The organism is Serpens gallinarum (assembly GCF_014836765.1).
Classification (GTDB): domain Bacteria; phylum Pseudomonadota; class Gammaproteobacteria; order Pseudomonadales; family Pseudomonadaceae; genus Serpens; species Serpens gallinarum.
On sequence record NZ_JACSQG010000004.1, the window covers coordinates 20,014 to 35,076 of the forward strand.

The 15,063-nt window shown below is 57.2% G+C and carries 12 protein-coding genes and 3 tRNA genes; 12 read left to right on the forward strand and 3 right to left on the reverse strand.

Going from position 1 to position 15,063, the window contains the following annotated elements:
* The first annotated feature begins 15 nt into the window (after positions 1 to 15).
* From H9642_RS09410 to H9642_RS09460, 11 genes are all read left to right on the forward strand, one after another.
* Entirely contained in the window at positions 16 to 1,188 is a 1,173-nt protein-coding gene (locus H9642_RS09410; RefSeq protein ID WP_251836186.1) for an acyltransferase family protein, read from the forward strand.
* Positions 1,185 to 2,102: a GDP-mannose 4,6-dehydratase gene (locus H9642_RS09415; protein ID WP_251836187.1), complete on the forward strand. Its 918-nt coding sequence runs from the start codon at positions 1,185 to 1,187 to the stop codon at positions 2,100 to 2,102. The genes H9642_RS09410 and H9642_RS09415 overlap by 4 nt, the downstream gene beginning before the upstream one ends.
* 193 nt (positions 2,103 to 2,295) lie before the next feature.
* Positions 2,296 to 3,267 (forward strand): GDP-mannose 4,6-dehydratase, encoded by a 972-nt coding sequence (gmd, locus tag H9642_RS09420; RefSeq protein ID WP_251836425.1) that lies wholly within the window; start codon positions 2,296 to 2,298, stop codon positions 3,265 to 3,267.
* Between the two features lie 6 nt (positions 3,268 to 3,273).
* Positions 3,274 to 4,713: a mannose-1-phosphate guanylyltransferase/mannose-6-phosphate isomerase gene (locus H9642_RS09425; RefSeq protein ID WP_251836188.1), complete on the forward strand. Its 1,440-nt coding sequence runs from the start codon at positions 3,274 to 3,276 to the stop codon at positions 4,711 to 4,713.
* Positions 4,713 to 5,510, forward strand: coding sequence for an ABC transporter permease (locus H9642_RS09430; protein ID WP_251836189.1), 798 nt, complete (start codon positions 4,713 to 4,715; stop codon positions 5,508 to 5,510). The genes H9642_RS09425 and H9642_RS09430 overlap by 1 nt, the downstream gene beginning before the upstream one ends.
* Positions 5,510 to 6,745 (forward strand): ABC transporter ATP-binding protein, encoded by a 1,236-nt coding sequence (locus H9642_RS09435; protein ID WP_251836190.1) that lies wholly within the window; start codon positions 5,510 to 5,512, stop codon positions 6,743 to 6,745. The genes H9642_RS09430 and H9642_RS09435 overlap by 1 nt, the downstream gene beginning before the upstream one ends.
* A 22-nt stretch (positions 6,746 to 6,767) precedes the next feature.
* Positions 6,768 to 8,147 carry a glycosyltransferase family 4 protein gene (locus H9642_RS09440; RefSeq protein ID WP_251836191.1) on the forward strand — a complete coding sequence of 460 codons (1,380 nt, stop codon included), beginning with the start codon at positions 6,768 to 6,770 and terminating at the stop codon, positions 8,145 to 8,147.
* Positions 8,131 to 9,264: a glycosyltransferase family 4 protein gene (locus H9642_RS09445; RefSeq protein ID WP_251836192.1), complete on the forward strand. Its 1,134-nt coding sequence runs from the start codon at positions 8,131 to 8,133 to the stop codon at positions 9,262 to 9,264. The genes H9642_RS09440 and H9642_RS09445 overlap by 17 nt, the downstream gene beginning before the upstream one ends.
* On the forward strand, positions 9,264 to 10,376 hold the full coding sequence (locus H9642_RS09450; protein WP_251836193.1) for a glycosyltransferase family 4 protein: 1,113 nt from the start codon (positions 9,264 to 9,266) through the stop codon (positions 10,374 to 10,376). Before H9642_RS09445 ends, H9642_RS09450 begins: the two co-directional genes overlap by 1 nt.
* A gap of 90 nt (positions 10,377 to 10,466) precedes the next feature.
* Positions 10,467 to 11,465 carry a catalase family peroxidase gene (locus H9642_RS09455; protein ID WP_251836194.1) on the forward strand — a complete coding sequence of 333 codons (999 nt, stop codon included), beginning with the start codon at positions 10,467 to 10,469 and terminating at the stop codon, positions 11,463 to 11,465.
* A 39-nt stretch (positions 11,466 to 11,504) separates the two neighbouring features.
* Positions 11,505 to 13,052, forward strand: coding sequence for an FAD-dependent oxidoreductase (locus H9642_RS09460; RefSeq protein ID WP_251836195.1), 1,548 nt, complete (start codon positions 11,505 to 11,507; stop codon positions 13,050 to 13,052).
* 524 nt (positions 13,053 to 13,576) lie between these two features.
* Here H9642_RS09460 and H9642_RS09465 read toward each other — a convergent pair.
* The 3 genes from H9642_RS09465 to H9642_RS09475 form a co-directional block, all read right to left on the reverse strand.
* Positions 13,577 to 13,661, reverse strand: a tRNA-Leu gene (locus H9642_RS09465).
* Positions 13,662 to 13,715: 54 nt separating this feature from the next.
* A tRNA-His gene (locus H9642_RS09470) sits at positions 13,716 to 13,791 on the reverse strand.
* A 35-nt stretch (positions 13,792 to 13,826) separates the two neighbouring features.
* Positions 13,827 to 13,903: transfer RNA gene (locus H9642_RS09475), tRNA-Arg, on the reverse strand.
* Between the two features lie 284 nt (positions 13,904 to 14,187).
* Between H9642_RS09475 and folD the strand changes: the two genes are divergently transcribed.
* Entirely contained in the window at positions 14,188 to 15,042 is an 855-nt protein-coding gene (gene folD / locus H9642_RS09480; protein ID WP_251836196.1) for a bifunctional methylenetetrahydrofolate dehydrogenase/methenyltetrahydrofolate cyclohydrolase FolD, read from the forward strand.
* Positions 15,043 to 15,063 lie beyond the last annotated feature (21 nt).

Genomic DNA, 15,063 nt, shown 5'->3' on the forward strand with positions numbered 1-15,063 from the left:
TAAGCGGGCAGACAAATGAAAAAACGTATTGATGATATTGAACTGCTGCGTGGCTTCGCCGTGCTTTTCGTTGTGATCCATCATGCCGCTGATAACTTGTTCACGTGGAGCACTCCAGGGCTCACACGCTTTTATTCTTATTTTGGCGGCTGGTTCGGTGTTGATCTTTTTTTCGCTATCTCTGGCTTTGTCATCGCCCGCGACCTGGTACCTCGCCTGCAACAGAGCTATGGCACTACCCACACGTTGAACATAACACTTGCATTCTGGGTGCGGCGCGCCTGGCGCATACTACCTTCTGCCTGGTTATGGCTGGCCATTATTTTAATAGCGTCCTTGGCTTTCAATCAATCAGGCGTGTTCGGCACTTTCCGCACTAACTTCGAGGCGAGCATAGCCGGAGTATTGCAAGTAGCTAACATTCGCTTTGCTGAGACATTTATGCAAAGTGAGTATGGCACCAGCTTTGTTTACTGGAGCCTTTCACTGGAAGAACAATTTTATCTGTTATTCCCATTATTAATTTTACTCAGTCGCCGCCTTTTACCTTATCTACTGCTGGCATTGGTATTGATCCAAATTTTCTCGGTGCGCTCCGTGATGCTAATGAGCTTCAGAACGGATGCGTTAGCCTTGGGCATTCTGCTGGCGCTATGGACGCAGCATTCTTCTTATCTCTTAATAAAACCGAAAATCCTCAGCGGGCACCGGGCAGGATGCATTCTGATGGCAGGTTCGTTCCTCTGCATGGCAGCGTTGGCCTCTAATCAATTGCACATTGTGTCCATTCCCGTCGGGTTGATTGCTCTCCTATCTGCGCTTCTTGTGTGGCTCGCCTCCTATGACAAAAACTTCTTATGCGCCCCCGGCTTCTTTAAACAAGTGATGATTTGGCTTGGAACACGTTCCTATGCGGTTTACTTGATTCATATACCCGCCTTCTTCTTCACCCGCGAACTCTGGTACCGCCTCTATCCAGAGCAAACGGTGTTGAGTGATCACTGCTTCTATCCCTTTATCCTCATCTCAGCTGGGCTCATCCTGTTGCTTAGTGAACTAAATTACCGCTGGGTTGAAATGCCCTTGCGCAACAAAGGCGCAGCAATTGCACGTGGTTTGGTACAAGCAGAACCATCGGCCCGTGGTTCTACGCCGGCTGCTAATCCAACACGGGCATCCCGAACATGAGCCGGAAGCTTTTCGTCACCGGCAGCACAGGCTTTGTTGGCCAGCACTTGAGTGAGCTGGCTGCTGCCAAGGGACTCATGGACTGGGAACTTCAAGCCGTACCGCGCGGACTTGACCTCTTAAGCCCAGCCAGCATAGATACTGCATTGGCTGCTATTGCCATTCCCGATGCCGTAATCCACCTCGCTGGGCAAACGTTCGTGCCCCAGTCTGTTCTGGACCCGACGCATACACTTCATGTCAATCTTCTGGGCACTTTAAACCTGCTGCAGGCCCTCAAGCGGCGCGGCTTTACCGGAACTTTCCTCTACGTCAGTTCCGGTGATGTCTACGGCCAGGTACCCGAAAGCGAGTTGCCCATTCGAGAGAGCCGACTGCCGCAACCTCGAAACCCCTACGCGGTCAGCAAAGTTTCTGCCGAGCTGTTGTGCCTTCAATGGGGATATACGGAACCTTGGCGCATCATGGTGGCTCGTCCCTTCAATCATATCGGCGCAGGCCAACGGGAAGCCTTTGTGGTTGCTGATATGGCCCGACAACTAATACGCGTCAGCAAGGGAGTTCAACCTCCTCAACTGCAAGTTGGCGATATTGATGTCACCCGGGACTTCCTCGATGTGAGCGATGTACTTCAAGCCTATCTCAGCTTATTGGATCACGGCCGTACTGGTGAGATTTACAACGTCTGCTCGGGTGTCGAACAACGGGTGCGAGATTTGATCCTACAAATGGCCTCCCTGTCAGATGTGGAGATTGAGTTGGTACAAAGCAGTGCGCGCATGCGCCGGGCCGAGCAGCGCCGCGTCGCAGGCTGCTCCCAAAAAATACAACACGAGACTGGCTGGAAGCCTAGCGTTTCAATCACTGAGACGTTGCAAAGGGTGCTTTCCGACTGGAAATCCAGAGAACCATGAAAACCGATTGTTTAGTCTAACTGCCCACCGCCTGGCCGCTACTGAGACGAAAAAGTGCAACTTTTAAATATTTTCGAAAATGAGTAGAACTGCATAACCAAAGCGGAAAATAAGATATATAAAAATAAAAATACACCCAAATTTAACATGGAAAAATATGGGTGTTATGAAACAGGAAGCAAGGAAAATAAAAATGCCTAACGTTGCTTTGATTACCGGCGTGACCGGCCAAGATGGCGCCTACCTGGCTAAGCTGTTACTTGATAAGGGGTATGAAGTACATGGATTGGTAGCCCGGCGCAGCAGTGATACCCGCTGGCGTTTGCGTGAGTTGGGCATTGAGGGCGAGGTGCGTTATCACGAAGGCGACCTCGCGGACGCATGCTCCATCCAACGCGCCGTAATCAAATCCAGGCCGCAAGAAGTCTACAACCTTGGTGCGCAAAGCTTTGTGGGCAGCTCGTGGGATCAGCCTGTGACGACCGGTATCGTGGACGGGCTGGGCGTAACCCACTTGCTCGAAGCCATTCGCCAGTTCGCGCCGGAAACGCGCTTTTACCAAGCCTCGACCAGTGAAATGTTTGGTCTTATCCAGGCCGAACGCCAGGATGAAAACACGCCGTTCTATCCGCGCAGCCCCTATGGTGTGGCCAAACTGTATGGCCATTGGATCACGGTCAATTACCGCGAAAGCTTTCACCTGCATGCCTCCAGCGGCATCCTCTTTAACCATGAGTCGCCGCTGCGCGGAATCGAGTTCGTGACGCGCAAAGTGACCGACGCGGCAGCCCGTATCAAGCTCGGCAAGCAAAAAGAGTTACGGCTGGGCAATATCGATGCCAAACGCGACTGGGGTTTTGCGGGTGATTACGTCGAAGCCATGTGGCTGATGCTTCAACAAGAAAAGGCCGATGATTATGTAATAGCCACCGGCGTGACCACCACCGTACGGGATATGTGCAAACTGGCCTTCGAGCATGTTGGCTTGAACTATGAGGATCATGTCGTTATTGATCCGCAATTCTTCCGTCCAGCCGAGGTTGACGTGCTGCTGGGTAATCCCGCCAAGGCTGAACATGAGCTGGGCTGGAAGCCGAAGACCAGCCTGGCTACTTTGATTCAAATGATGATGGAAGCCGATCTACGCCGCGTTGACCGGGAGTAAGGACACATGATCATCCCCGTTATCCTCTCCGGCGGAGCCGGTACACGCCTATGGCCTGTCTCCCGAGAAGACCATCCGAAGCCATTCATGCGCTTGCCGGATGGCCAGTCCTTGCTGCTAAAGACCTACCTGCGCGCCGCCGGGCTGATCGCCGATGGCGGCGAGATCGTCACGGTCACCAACCGCGAACACTACTTTGAAAGTAAAGACCACTTTGCAGAGGCCGAATTGGCCGGACGCAGAGCACGCTTTTTACTTGAGCCTCAGGGGCGAAATACTGCCCCGGCGATTGCAGTGGCGGCCTTGGCCTTGGCCGCTGAATATGGTGAAGACGTGGTCTTGGTGGTAATGGCTGCAGATCATCTGATCCATGATTTGTCCGGTTTCAAGACAGCTACAGAGCATGCAGTAACCCTGGCTCAGCAGGGTTACCTGGTTACCTATGGCGTACGCCCCACCGCACCGGAGACTGGCTTCGGCTATATCGAGGCCGGAAAGCAGATTGATGAATGGGGTGGATGCCAGGTTTACCAATTCGTTGAAAAACCTGACCGCGCTACCGCTCAGGAATATCTGAACAGTGGGCGCTTCCTGTGGAATTCGGGCATGTTCTGTTTTACCGCAGGCAGCCTGATCCGCGAGCTACATACCCATGCTCCGGATCTGATAGAGCAGGCGCGTATTTGTATTGAACACAGTCCGCTGCAAAACACGTCGGGGGTAGCGCTGCAAGAACTGCACGGTTCGAGCTTCGCCAGTCTGCCGGACATTTCCATCGACTATGCGGTAATGGAACGCTCCTCACGGGTCGCCATGGTACCGGCCGCCTTCGACTGGAGCGATATCGGCTCTTGGACGGCGCTGCGCCAACTTGTCGAGCCGGACAGCGAGCTAAATCGTGCTCACGGCAACGCCATCTTCATCGATAGCCGAAACACTTATGTGCAGACTCAGGGCCGGTTGGTGGCGACTGTCGGGGTTGATGATCTGATTGTGGTTGAAACCGACGATGCCGTACTGGTGGCCCACGCTGACCGGGCGCAGGACGTGCGCCAGGTCGCCAAGCGGCTGAAACTGGAAAACCACCCCGCCCACCGCCTGCATCGTACAGTTACTCGGCCTTGGGGGTCCTACACCGTGCTTGAGGAAGAAGCGCGATTCAAGATCAAACGCATCGTGGTCAAGCCTGGCGGCGCGCTGTCACTGCAACTCCACCATCATCGCAGTGAGCACTGGATTGTGGTGCAGGGTATGGCCAAGGTTATCAATGGCGGTGAACCGCGCTTCGTTAATAGTAACGAGTCCACCTTCATCCCCGCAGGACACAGACATCGCCTGGAAAACCCCGGTGTGATCGATCTGGTCATGATTGAAGTACAAAGCGGTGAATACCTCGGCGAGGATGACATCGTTCGCTTCGAAGACCAATACGGCAGGGTGCAGTAATGGCGCCGGATATAGCGCGCGCGGTATGGGGCTACCGCGGATTTGTACTGGGTAGCGTGCAGCGCGAGTTTCAAACGCGCTATCGCAATTCCTTGCTGGGTGCCGCCTGGACGATCCTCAATCCGCTGTCGATGATCATCGTGTACACGGTGATCTTCTCGCAATTGATGAAAGCTCGACTGCCGGGAGTGGACAACAGCCTGGCCTACGGCATCTACCTGTGCGCGGGCATTCTTGCCTGGGGGTTTTTCGCCGAGGTGATCGGTCGAAGCCAGTCGGTATTCCTGGAACACGCCAACCTCATCAAGAAGTTGAGCTTTCCGCGGATCTGCCTGCCGTTAATTGTGGTTCTGAATGCCGGGTTGAACTTCGCCATTATCTTTGCGTTGTTTCTCGGCTTTCTGCTCGTCACACAGAACTTTCCGGGCTGGGCCGTGCTGGCGGTGATTCCGGTGCTGGCCATACAGATCGCCTTCTCCATCGGCCTGGGCATCATCCTGGGTGTGCTCAATGTGTTCTTTCGCGACGTCGGCCAATTTGTCGGCATCGTTCTGCAATTCTGGTTCTGGCTGACCCCCATCGTATATCCGGCATCGATTCTGCCCGACGGCATACGTCCGGTGATCGAAGCTAATCCGATGTTCGCGCTGATCGCCGCCTACCAGGGAATTTTCGTCTATGGCCGCTGGCCCGAGTGGTCGACGCTCTGGCCGTCCGCAGTAATCGCAACAGTGCTTTGCCTGCTGGCAATGCGCTTGTTCCGTAAACGCTCCGGTGAAATGGTGGATGAACTCTGATGGGCAGCATTCAGGTTATTCAGCTGGGCAAGGCCTATAAGCAGTACCCCACCCGCTGGTCACGCCTGGCCGAATGGATGATTCCCTTCACCAAGCCACGCCACCAACTGAAATGGGTGCTGCAGGACGTCTCTTTCACCGTCAATCCCGGCGAGGCGCTGGGGATTATTGGCATCAATGGCGCTGGCAAAAGCACGCTGCTGAAAATGATCACCGGCACAACCCAGCCCAGCGCCGGTCAGATTCACATTCAGGGCCGGGTTGCCGCGCTTCTGGAGCTCGGGATGGGCTTTCATCCCGACTTCAGCGGGCGCCAGAACGTCTTCATGGCCGGACAGCTGCTGGGCCTTGACATGGAAGAACTGCACGCCCTGATGCCCGAAATCGAGGCGTTTGCTGAAATCGGCCCGTACATGGACCATCCGGTGCGCACTTACTCGAGCGGCATGCAGATGCGCCTGGCGTTCAGCGTGGCGACTGCACGGCGCCCCGACGTGCTGATCGTCGACGAAGCGTTGTCAGTCGGCGATGCCTATTTCCAGCACAAGAGCTTCAACCGCATCCGCGAGTTCCGAAAGGCCGGCACAACGCTGTTGATCGTTTCCCATGATCGCCAGGCGATTCAAAATCTCTGTGATCGGGCCATCCTGCTCGCCAATGGGAAGCTGGCCCTGGAAGGCGCACCCGAAGAAGTCATGGATTTCTACAGTGCCATGATTGCTGAAAAGGAGCAGCACACGGTGCGTCAGGAACGGCTCGATAATGGCAAGGTACGCACCATTTCCGGGACTGGCGAGGCCGGCTTTGCTGATATTGCCCTGCTCAATGCGCAGGGGCAGCGGGTCGAGGTGCTTGAGGTGGGCAGCCGCGCAACGCTTGAGATCACGGTCGAGGTTCGCGCACCGATCAGCCGCCTGGTGCTGGGCTTCATGATCAAGGATCGCATGGGTCAGTCTATTTACGGCATCAACACTCACCGCCTGCACCGTGAATTGGAAAACCTCTGCGCAGGCGAGCGCATCGTGTATCGCTTTGCGTTTCCAGCGAACCTGGGCAAAGGCAATTATTCGATTGCCTTGTCTCTGTCGCGTTTCGACTCGCATCTGGACACCAATTACGAATGGCGCGACTTCGCCCTGGTGTTTCACATGATCAATATCAACAAGCCCGACTTCGTCGGCTGCGCTTCGCTGGATGCCGAAATCAGCATACAGCGCGAGACACAGCCTGCATGAAGCGACTTATGGCGAGAACTGCATGCGCTTTCTGATTGAATGCACCTATGTCTATGAGCATCCGGAAGTCAATTCCGGCATCCAACGAGTGGTGCGCAATATCATCGGTCAACTGGGCAACCAGCAGACCGAGGTGGAATGCATACCGGTGATGATGAATGGCGGCCAGATCTATCAGGTCCTGAGCCTGGCCCCCCTAACAGTTGAGCATGGTCTCACCCAGCGTCAGGCCTGGATCGTGAAACTGGATCACCTGCGCAACCGTTACTGGTGGTGGCACTCGCGGCTGGAGCGGCTCTGGCCCTTTCGCAGCTCAGAAACCGCGCGTCGCTTGCTGTACTGGCCCTGCAAAGTTGCCAGCCTGCTGATCACCCTGCCCTTGCGTGGCCTCCTTCTAATCAACCGCAATTCGCCACCAGCGCCTCAGCGTGCGGTCCCATTGCAGGCTCAGGCGGGTGACCAGTTGATCTTGCTTGACTCGTCCTGGCATGCCGATTTCTTTCCCATGGCTGAGCGACTCAAAAGCCAAGGCGTCGGCATCATTTCAGTGGTGTATGACCTGATTCCGCTGACCCATCCGCAGTTCTGCGATGCGGGTCTGGTCAAGGTTTTTGACCGTTGGTTCGACTGGATCGCCGAAACCGCTGATGGCTTCATGGCCATTTCCAAAACCATCAGCCAGCAGGTCGAGGCGGAAATTCAACGTCGCCTGGGAAATGAAGAGGCCGCCAAACGCTGGCATGGCCATTTCCATCTCGGTTCCGAACTGGACCTGCTGCGCAAGGGACAACGTGTCGATGCCGACCTGCTAAGCATGTTTCGCGATCCGGCACCGGTCTACCTGATGGTCAGCACCATTGAGCCGCGCAAGAACCATGCTTATTTGCTGGACGCTTTCGAACTGCTGTGGGCCCAGGGCAGCCACGCGCGCCTGTGCATCATCGGCAAGGTCGGCTGGAAGTGCGATGCGTTGATTGCGCGAATCAAGCAACACCCCTTGCTGAATAAGCAGCTGTTCATGTTCAACCAGATTAATGACAAGGGCCTTGAATATGCCTATGCAAATGCCCGCGCGCTGGTTTTTCCGTCCCATGTCGAAGGATTCGGCCTGCCTCTGGTAGAGGCCATGCAGCGCGGTTTGCCGGTTATAGCCAGCGATATTCCGGTATTTCGCGAAGTGGGTAGTGATTTCATTGCTTATTTCGATTTGGCTGACCCACAGAGTCTGGCTATACGGGTAATACAATACGAATCCAACGGCGTCTTCCCCTCGAACAGACAGGTGTCCGACTGGCAGTGGATCGGTTGGCGCGAAGCCAGTCAGCAATTGATAGACGGCACGCTCATGGGGCTGCGCAACAATTCACGACAATCAAGCCAGCCCAATGCGAATTGCTCTTAACGCCAACATCTTGCGGGCGCCACGTACGGGCATCGGTCACTATCTCGCCGAACTGGTGCAGGCATTGTCCGCAGAGGAGCCCGAACTCGAGTTGCAGCTTTTCAACGGCTGGAGCTGGCAGTCTGAATTGCCCGCCGCGGCTCTGCCGGGTTATTCACGCTTGAGCAGCCTGATCAAGCGTTGCGTACCCCATGCCTATAAACTGCGGCGTAACATCGAGCAACAGCGATTTGCACGGTGCGCTGGCGACGCCTCGCTCTATCACGACCCCAGCCTGTGGCCCTTTGAGTTTGACGGCCCCATGGTCATGACCCTGCATGACCTGACCCATGTGCATTTTCCCGAGACCCAACCCAAGGATCGTCTGGCGGAAATCGAACGCCATGCCGCGAACAGTGTGAAGCGTGCGCGCCACATCCTTGTGGACTCCCGCTTTATCGGCAATGAGGTCTGTCGTCATTACGGCGTACCCATCGAACGCGTGACAGTGGCTCCTTTGGGCTGCTCGGCACGTTTTCACCCTCGCACAACATCGCAATTAATAGCGAGCCTACAACACCTGAACCTGCAACCCGGCCGCTACCTGTTGTGCGTGGGTACGCTCGAACCGCGAAAAAACCTGCAGGTAGCGCTGCGTGCCTATGAACACTTGCCTCCGGTAACGCGCGAGCAATACCCGCTGGTCATCGTCGGCATGTCTGGCTGGCGTCCCGAACAACTGGCAGCACCTCTGCAGAAAGCCTTGGCAACAGGTCAAGTACGCTTGCTGGGATATCAGGACGACAACCAAGTCGCCGAGCTTGTGGCGGGAGCAAGACTGATGCTGTTCCCATCGCTCTATGAAGGGTTTGGCTTACCCGTGCTCGAGGCCATGACCAGCGGCACGCCGGTAATTGTGACTCGCAATTCGTCGTTACCCGAAGTGGCAGGCGAGGCTGGCACCTATATCGACGCACATGATGATCGAGCCTGTGCCGAGTCTATCCAGCGGCTCATGGAAGATCAGCCGTACTGGCAACACCAACGCGACGCAGGTTTGCTGCGCGCCCAAGCGTTTTCCTGGCAGCGCTGCGCGCAAATCACGGCGAGCGTTTACCGACAAGTTGTGGAGTCCTGATGCGCGTTCTGCATTTTTTCAAAACCTACCTCCCAGATACCATGGGCGGAATCGAGCAAGTCATCTTTCAGCTGTGCGAGAGCATGCACCCGCACGGTGTTGACAGTGAGGTGTTGACGCTCAGTGCCAATCCCGGATCGTCCGAGCTAAAGGTCGGCGGTCATCGCGTTCATCAGGCCAAGCTTGATCTGCATCTGGCGTCCACAGGATTCTCGTTCAGCGCGTTGAGCCGTTTGAAAGCGTTGGCCGCACAGGCGGATATCGTGCATTACCATTTTCCATGGCCCTTCATGGATATGTTGCACTTCGCTGCGTCTATCGACAAACCTTATGTCGTGTCTTACCACTCGGACATCGTCCGCCAAAAATGGCTGCTGCACCTGTATCGCCCCTTGATGCTGCGTTTTCTCGCCAAGGCCAACCGTATAGTCGCCGCATCGCCTAATTACCTCGAAAGCAGCGAGGTGTTGACCCGCTTTCGGGACAAGGTCGACGTCATCACTTACGGCCTGGAGCGGGCGTCATACCCGGAGCCGGACGCCCTGCGCCTGCAGCACTGGGCGGAGCGTTTCGGCCCTCGATTCTTCCTCTTTGTAGGCGTCATGCGTTATTACAAGGGCTTGCATGTACTGCTCGACGCAGCGCATGGCACCGATTATCCCATCGTGATTGTCGGTTCCGGTCCTTTGGAACAGGAGCTGCATGCACAGGCCAAGAGGCTAGGGCTCACTCACTTGCACTTCATAGGCCGGCTTGACGAAGCAGACAAAGTGACACTACTGACACTGTGCACTGCCATGGTTTTCCCATCCCACCTGCGCTCCGAAGCCTTCGGGATATCCCTGCTTGAAGCAGCCATGTTCGGCAAACCGATGATTTCCTGCGAAATTGGCAGCGGTACTTCTTATATCAACCTGCACGGAGAGACCGGATTAGTGGTGCCTCCGGCCGATCCGATTGCCTTGCGCGAGGCCATGCGTAGCTTGTGGGACGATCCTCAGCGGACCGCTGAAATGGGAGTTAGAGCTGCACAACGCTACCGCGATTTTTTCACCGCTGACCGAATGGGCGAACAGATGGCCAATCTTTATGGAAAACTGCTAGACCGCTGACAGACTGACAAAGCGCCCGTATCTGCGAGACAACCCAGACTATGCTGCACGGTAATCTCCATTCGAGGCGACGCCTGCAGAGGCTCGGGCATGAAAATTCACTCTTTACTGACGGCAGGATTCCTCTCGACAGGGCTGGGCCTCATCGCACCGTCATGCTTGGCACAGGACGTGACGGCCGAGCAAATGGTGAACGCCTTCGAGAACACCTTCGGTGTCACCCCAGGAGAGCGTCGCAATCACATCAAGGGCACCTGCGCGACCGGTGAATTTGTCGGCTTGCCCACTGCGGCCGCCTATTCACGCTCGGCGCTGTTTTCCGGTGAAACCGTCCCAGTGGTCGCCCGCTTCTCACTGCCCGGCGGCAATCCCAAAGTGGCCGATACGGCAAAAATCCCCCGCGGCATGGCGCTGGAATTCAAGCTGGGCGACGGCAGCCTGCAGCACATGACCATGATCAACACGCCGTTGTTTGGCGCTGCCCAGCCGAAAACCCTTCTCGATCAGTTGATTGCCATGCAGCCTGACCCGGCAACCGGCAAGCCCGACCCGGAAAAGATCAAAGCCTTCCGCGCCAGCCACCCGGACAGCCTGGCGCAGGCGGATTTTCTCGCCAAACACAACCCACCGACCAGTTTCGCCACCAGCAGTTATTTCGGCATCCATACTTTCAAGTTCATTGATCAGAAGGATCAGACCACCTTGGTGCGTTGGCGCTTCGTGCCCCAGGACGGTGAGCAGCGCCTTTCCGACGCGGAACTCACCTCCTTGCCGGCGAACTTCCTTGAACAACGCTTAATGGAACGGACCCAGCAGGGGCCCGTTCGCTGGGACATGATCGTCACCCTCGGCGTTCCCGGTGATCCCGAGACCGACCCGACCGTGGCCTGGCCGGAGAACCGCGAACAGCTCAAGGTCGGCACTCTGACGATTACTACGGCCATGCCACAGAAAGGCGCCGCCTGCGAAAAGATCAACTTCGATCCGCTGGTGATGAGCAGTGGTATTGCGCCCACCGATGATCCGATCCTGCTGTTTCGCTCACCAGCGTACGCAGCGTCGTTCGCCAAGCGGCTGAGCGGGCACTAGCGCGCCCACCGGGCGATCACCTATTAAAGGAGTCGCGCCATGGCTCATGCCGATACCACACCCCGAGGCCCTGACCTCACCAACGGCGTGCCGGTGGCGCACGTGCCGACAACCGGCGTGCTGGTTGGCCATGTGGAGGGTGACGCCGTTCTGGTGGCCCGACTGGACGACGGTTTCCATGCGCTCAGCGCGACCTGTACCCATTATGGCGGGCCGCTGGCCGAGGGTTTGGTGGCCGGCGAGGAAATCCGCTGTCCCTGGCACCACGCCTGCTTCAGTTTGCGCACGGGAGCTGCGTTGCGGGCGCCGGCTTTCACCGCACTGACGAAATGGAACGTGGATATCATCGACAACACCCTGTTCGTGCGCAGCAAGGCTACGGCCGAGCAGCCGGCAGCGCCCAGCGCGCCTCGCAACCGGCCAGGGCGCGTCCTGATCATCGGTGGCGGCGCCGCCGGATTTGCCGCCGCCGAACGGCTTCGCGAGCTGGGCTACGCCGGCGCCCTGTCGATGCTCAGCGCCGATACATCGGCGCCCTACGACCGCCCCAACCTGTCCAAGGATTACCTGGCCGGCACCGCTTCGGAAGACTGGATTCCCCTGCGTGGACCGAAGTTCTACGCCAAGCGCGGGATTGATTTGCGCCTCGATTGCCATGTGACCGCCATCGATACTGACGCCCGCGAGGTAGCGACCCACTCTGGCGGGCGGCTGGCCTATGACTCCTTGCTCATCGCTACGGGCGCGGAGCCGCGACGTCTGTCTTTACCTGGATTCGAGCGGCCCAATGTGTTCCTGCTACGCTCGCTGGCCGATGCCCGGGCCATTATCGAAGCCAGCCAAGGCGCATCTTCGGTGGCCCTGATCGGCGGCGGTTTCATCGGCTTGGAGGCGGCCGCCGCCCTGCGCCAACGTGGACTCAGGGTGCATGTGATCGCCCGGGATGAAGTGCCGATGGCGCGTGCGCTCGGCCGTGAACTGGGCAATTTTCTCACCGACCTGCATCGGGAACAGGGTGTGGTTTTCCACCTGAGCGCCGCACCCTCCCACTTCGACGGCAAGGTGCTGACGCTGGAGGACGGCAGCCGGGTGGCGGCGGACCTGCTGATCGTGGGCGTAGGGGTTACGCCGCGCACAGAGCTCGCCGCTGCCGCCGGACTGACGATCCAGGACGGTATCCAGGTCGGCCTCGACCTGCAGACCTCGGTCCCCGGCCACTTCGCCGCCGGGGATGCCGTCCGCTATCGATACGGTACGCAGCTGATCCGGGTCGAACATTGGGTGCATGCACAACGACAAGGCCAGACAGCCGCGGCCAATATGCTCGGTGCCGGACTGGCCTTTACCGATGTGCCATTCTTCTGGACTCACCATTACGACCTGGACCTGCGCTACACCGGCTACGCGGCCGATTGGGACGACGTCCAGATCCATGGCAGCCTGACGGAGCAGGATTTCACGGCACGCTTCTTTCGCGCGGGAACCCTGGTCGCTGCGGCATCGGTCGGCCGCGACCTGGAAAACCTCTGCATCGAGGCGGCGCTGCAGCAGGTGAACAATGACGCTGTTGCCGGCGGCATCAAATAATCCGCTCTGCGCTTACCTAAGGCGAAGAAACATGTTGCCGCATGGAGTGAAGGCGACTTAATGCTCGCTTTCGAGACGTGCCGCATGGTGATGGCACACTGTGGACTGCATCAAAGACAGAACGGCATAAGTCGTCGAGCATGGAAACAGCTTTAGCAAAGCGGGATACGAACTGCTCATCATCCTCGCTTTCTTATCGCTGGCTTATGCCCTCGATTGGAAGGAACGCAACAAGACAGCTGGAATTGGCCAGGCGCAAACTTGACTGCGACCCGCCGTGACATTGGCAGCCAAGAACACCAGATACAAAACCCTGAGAACGGCCAAGACATGATCGGACTGTTGGAGCATGCATTGAAATGGTGAGCCGGACGGGCCGCAGAAACGAAAACGGGGCAGCACCTGCAAAGGGCTGCCCCGTTTCTTTTCCCTGCCTGTAGTCCCATATCGGTCCCATGGCAGTCCCAAAAGGCACTTTATCGTCACTCTTGGGGAGGAAAACCCTTATGAATCAAGGGCTTAGATGGTGCGGACAGAGAGACTCGAACTCTCACACCTTGCGGCGCCAGAACCTAAATCTGGTGTGTCTACCAATTCCACCACGTCCGCATGTCAAGCTTGAAACGAAAACGCCAGGCTCGTGGCCTGGCGCTTTCTCGAATATGGGGTGGACGATGGGGATCGAACCCACGACACCAGGAGCCACAATCCTGTGCTCTACCAACTGAGCTACGCCCACCATATTGCGTTTACTTGTGCCTAAGCTGCCTTTAATGGCGCACCCGGCAGGACTCGAACCTGCGACCATCCGCTTAGAAGGCGGATGCTCTATCCAGCTGAGCTACGGGCGCTTAATCATCTGCATTCTCAGACTGAGCGCGGACTTTTAAAGCTTCGACTGCAGTAGAAATCCTAACCTCTATCCCTACTGCCATCTTACCCAGCGACTAGCTGTGCTCGACAAGTGGGGCGCATCTTAGCGATGCTCCTTCACCTCGTCAACACTCAAATGAAAAAAAATTCCTGTGAGATAAACGAGTTACGTCAAAGCACCGGGCGCACATCTTTGCCCACCGGCTTGCGCGTGAGAGAATGCCCGCCCCTTTCTTCCCCTTACGATGGTTAACCAAGCGTAATGACCGCACAACTGATCGATGGCAAAACGATCGCTGCCACTCTCCGCCAACAGATCGCCCAACGCGTGACTGATCGCTTGCAGCAAGGCCTGCGCGCGCCTGGCTTGGCCGTGATTCTGGTCGGACATGATCCGGCATCCCAGGTATACGTCGCCCACAAGCGCAAGGACTGCCAGGAGGTGGGTTTTCTGTCCCGCGCCTACGACCTGCCGGAAAACACTCGCCAGGATGAGTTGCTTGGTCTGATCGACCAGCTCAACGACGACCCGGCCATTGACGGCATTCTGGTCCAACTGCCGCTGCCCAAGCATCTCGACGCCTCGCAACTGCTCGAGCGCATTCGCCCGGATAAGGACGTGGATGGCTTCCATCCCTATAACGTCGGCCGCCTGGCCCAGCGCATGCCGCTGCTGCGCCCATGCACCCCAAAAGGCGTGATGACCCTGCTGGAAAGCACCGGCGTGGATCTGCATGGTTTGAATGCCCTCGTGGTCGGTGCTTCCAATATTGTTGGTCGACCGATGGCGCTGGAGCTGTTACTGGCAGGCTGCACGATCACCGTGGCCCACCGTTTCACCCACGATCTGGAAGCCCACGTCAGGCGTTCCGATCTGCTGGTGGTCGCCACCGGCATCACCGACTTGGTCAAGGGTGAGTGGATCAAGCCGGGCGCCATCGTCATCGATGTTGGTATTAACCGTCAGGCAGACGGCAAGCTGCGCGGTGACGTTGAGTTTGCCCCGGCTGCCGAGCGCGCCAGCTGGATCACTCCGGTACCGGGTGGCGTCGGCCCCATGACCCGCGCCTGCCTGCTGGAAAATACGCTGTACGCCGCTGAAGAACTGCATCCTTAAGCGCTGGCAGACAATAAAACG

Coding starts and splice junctions, on each gene's coding strand:
- H9642_RS09410 (WP_251836186.1), top strand. CDS start 16: ATGAAAAAACGTATTGATGATATTGAACTGCTGCGTGGCTTCGCCGTG.
- H9642_RS09415 (WP_251836187.1), top strand. CDS start 1,185: ATGAGCCGGAAGCTTTTCGTCACCGGCAGCACAGGCTTTGTTGGCCAG.
- gmd (WP_251836425.1), top strand. CDS start 2,296: ATGCCTAACGTTGCTTTGATTACCGGCGTGACCGGCCAAGATGGCGCC.
- H9642_RS09425 (WP_251836188.1), top strand. CDS start 3,274: ATGATCATCCCCGTTATCCTCTCCGGCGGAGCCGGTACACGCCTATGG.
- H9642_RS09430 (WP_251836189.1), top strand. CDS start 4,713: ATGGCGCCGGATATAGCGCGCGCGGTATGGGGCTACCGCGGATTTGTA.
- H9642_RS09435 (WP_251836190.1), top strand. CDS start 5,510: ATGGGCAGCATTCAGGTTATTCAGCTGGGCAAGGCCTATAAGCAGTAC.
- H9642_RS09440 (WP_251836191.1), top strand. CDS start 6,768: ATGCGCTTTCTGATTGAATGCACCTATGTCTATGAGCATCCGGAAGTC.
- H9642_RS09445 (WP_251836192.1), top strand. CDS start 8,131: ATGCGAATTGCTCTTAACGCCAACATCTTGCGGGCGCCACGTACGGGC.
- H9642_RS09450 (WP_251836193.1), top strand. CDS start 9,264: ATGCGCGTTCTGCATTTTTTCAAAACCTACCTCCCAGATACCATGGGC.
- H9642_RS09455 (WP_251836194.1), top strand. CDS start 10,467: ATGAAAATTCACTCTTTACTGACGGCAGGATTCCTCTCGACAGGGCTG.
- H9642_RS09460 (WP_251836195.1), top strand. CDS start 11,505: ATGGCTCATGCCGATACCACACCCCGAGGCCCTGACCTCACCAACGGC.
- folD (WP_251836196.1), top strand. CDS start 14,188: ATGACCGCACAACTGATCGATGGCAAAACGATCGCTGCCACTCTCCGC.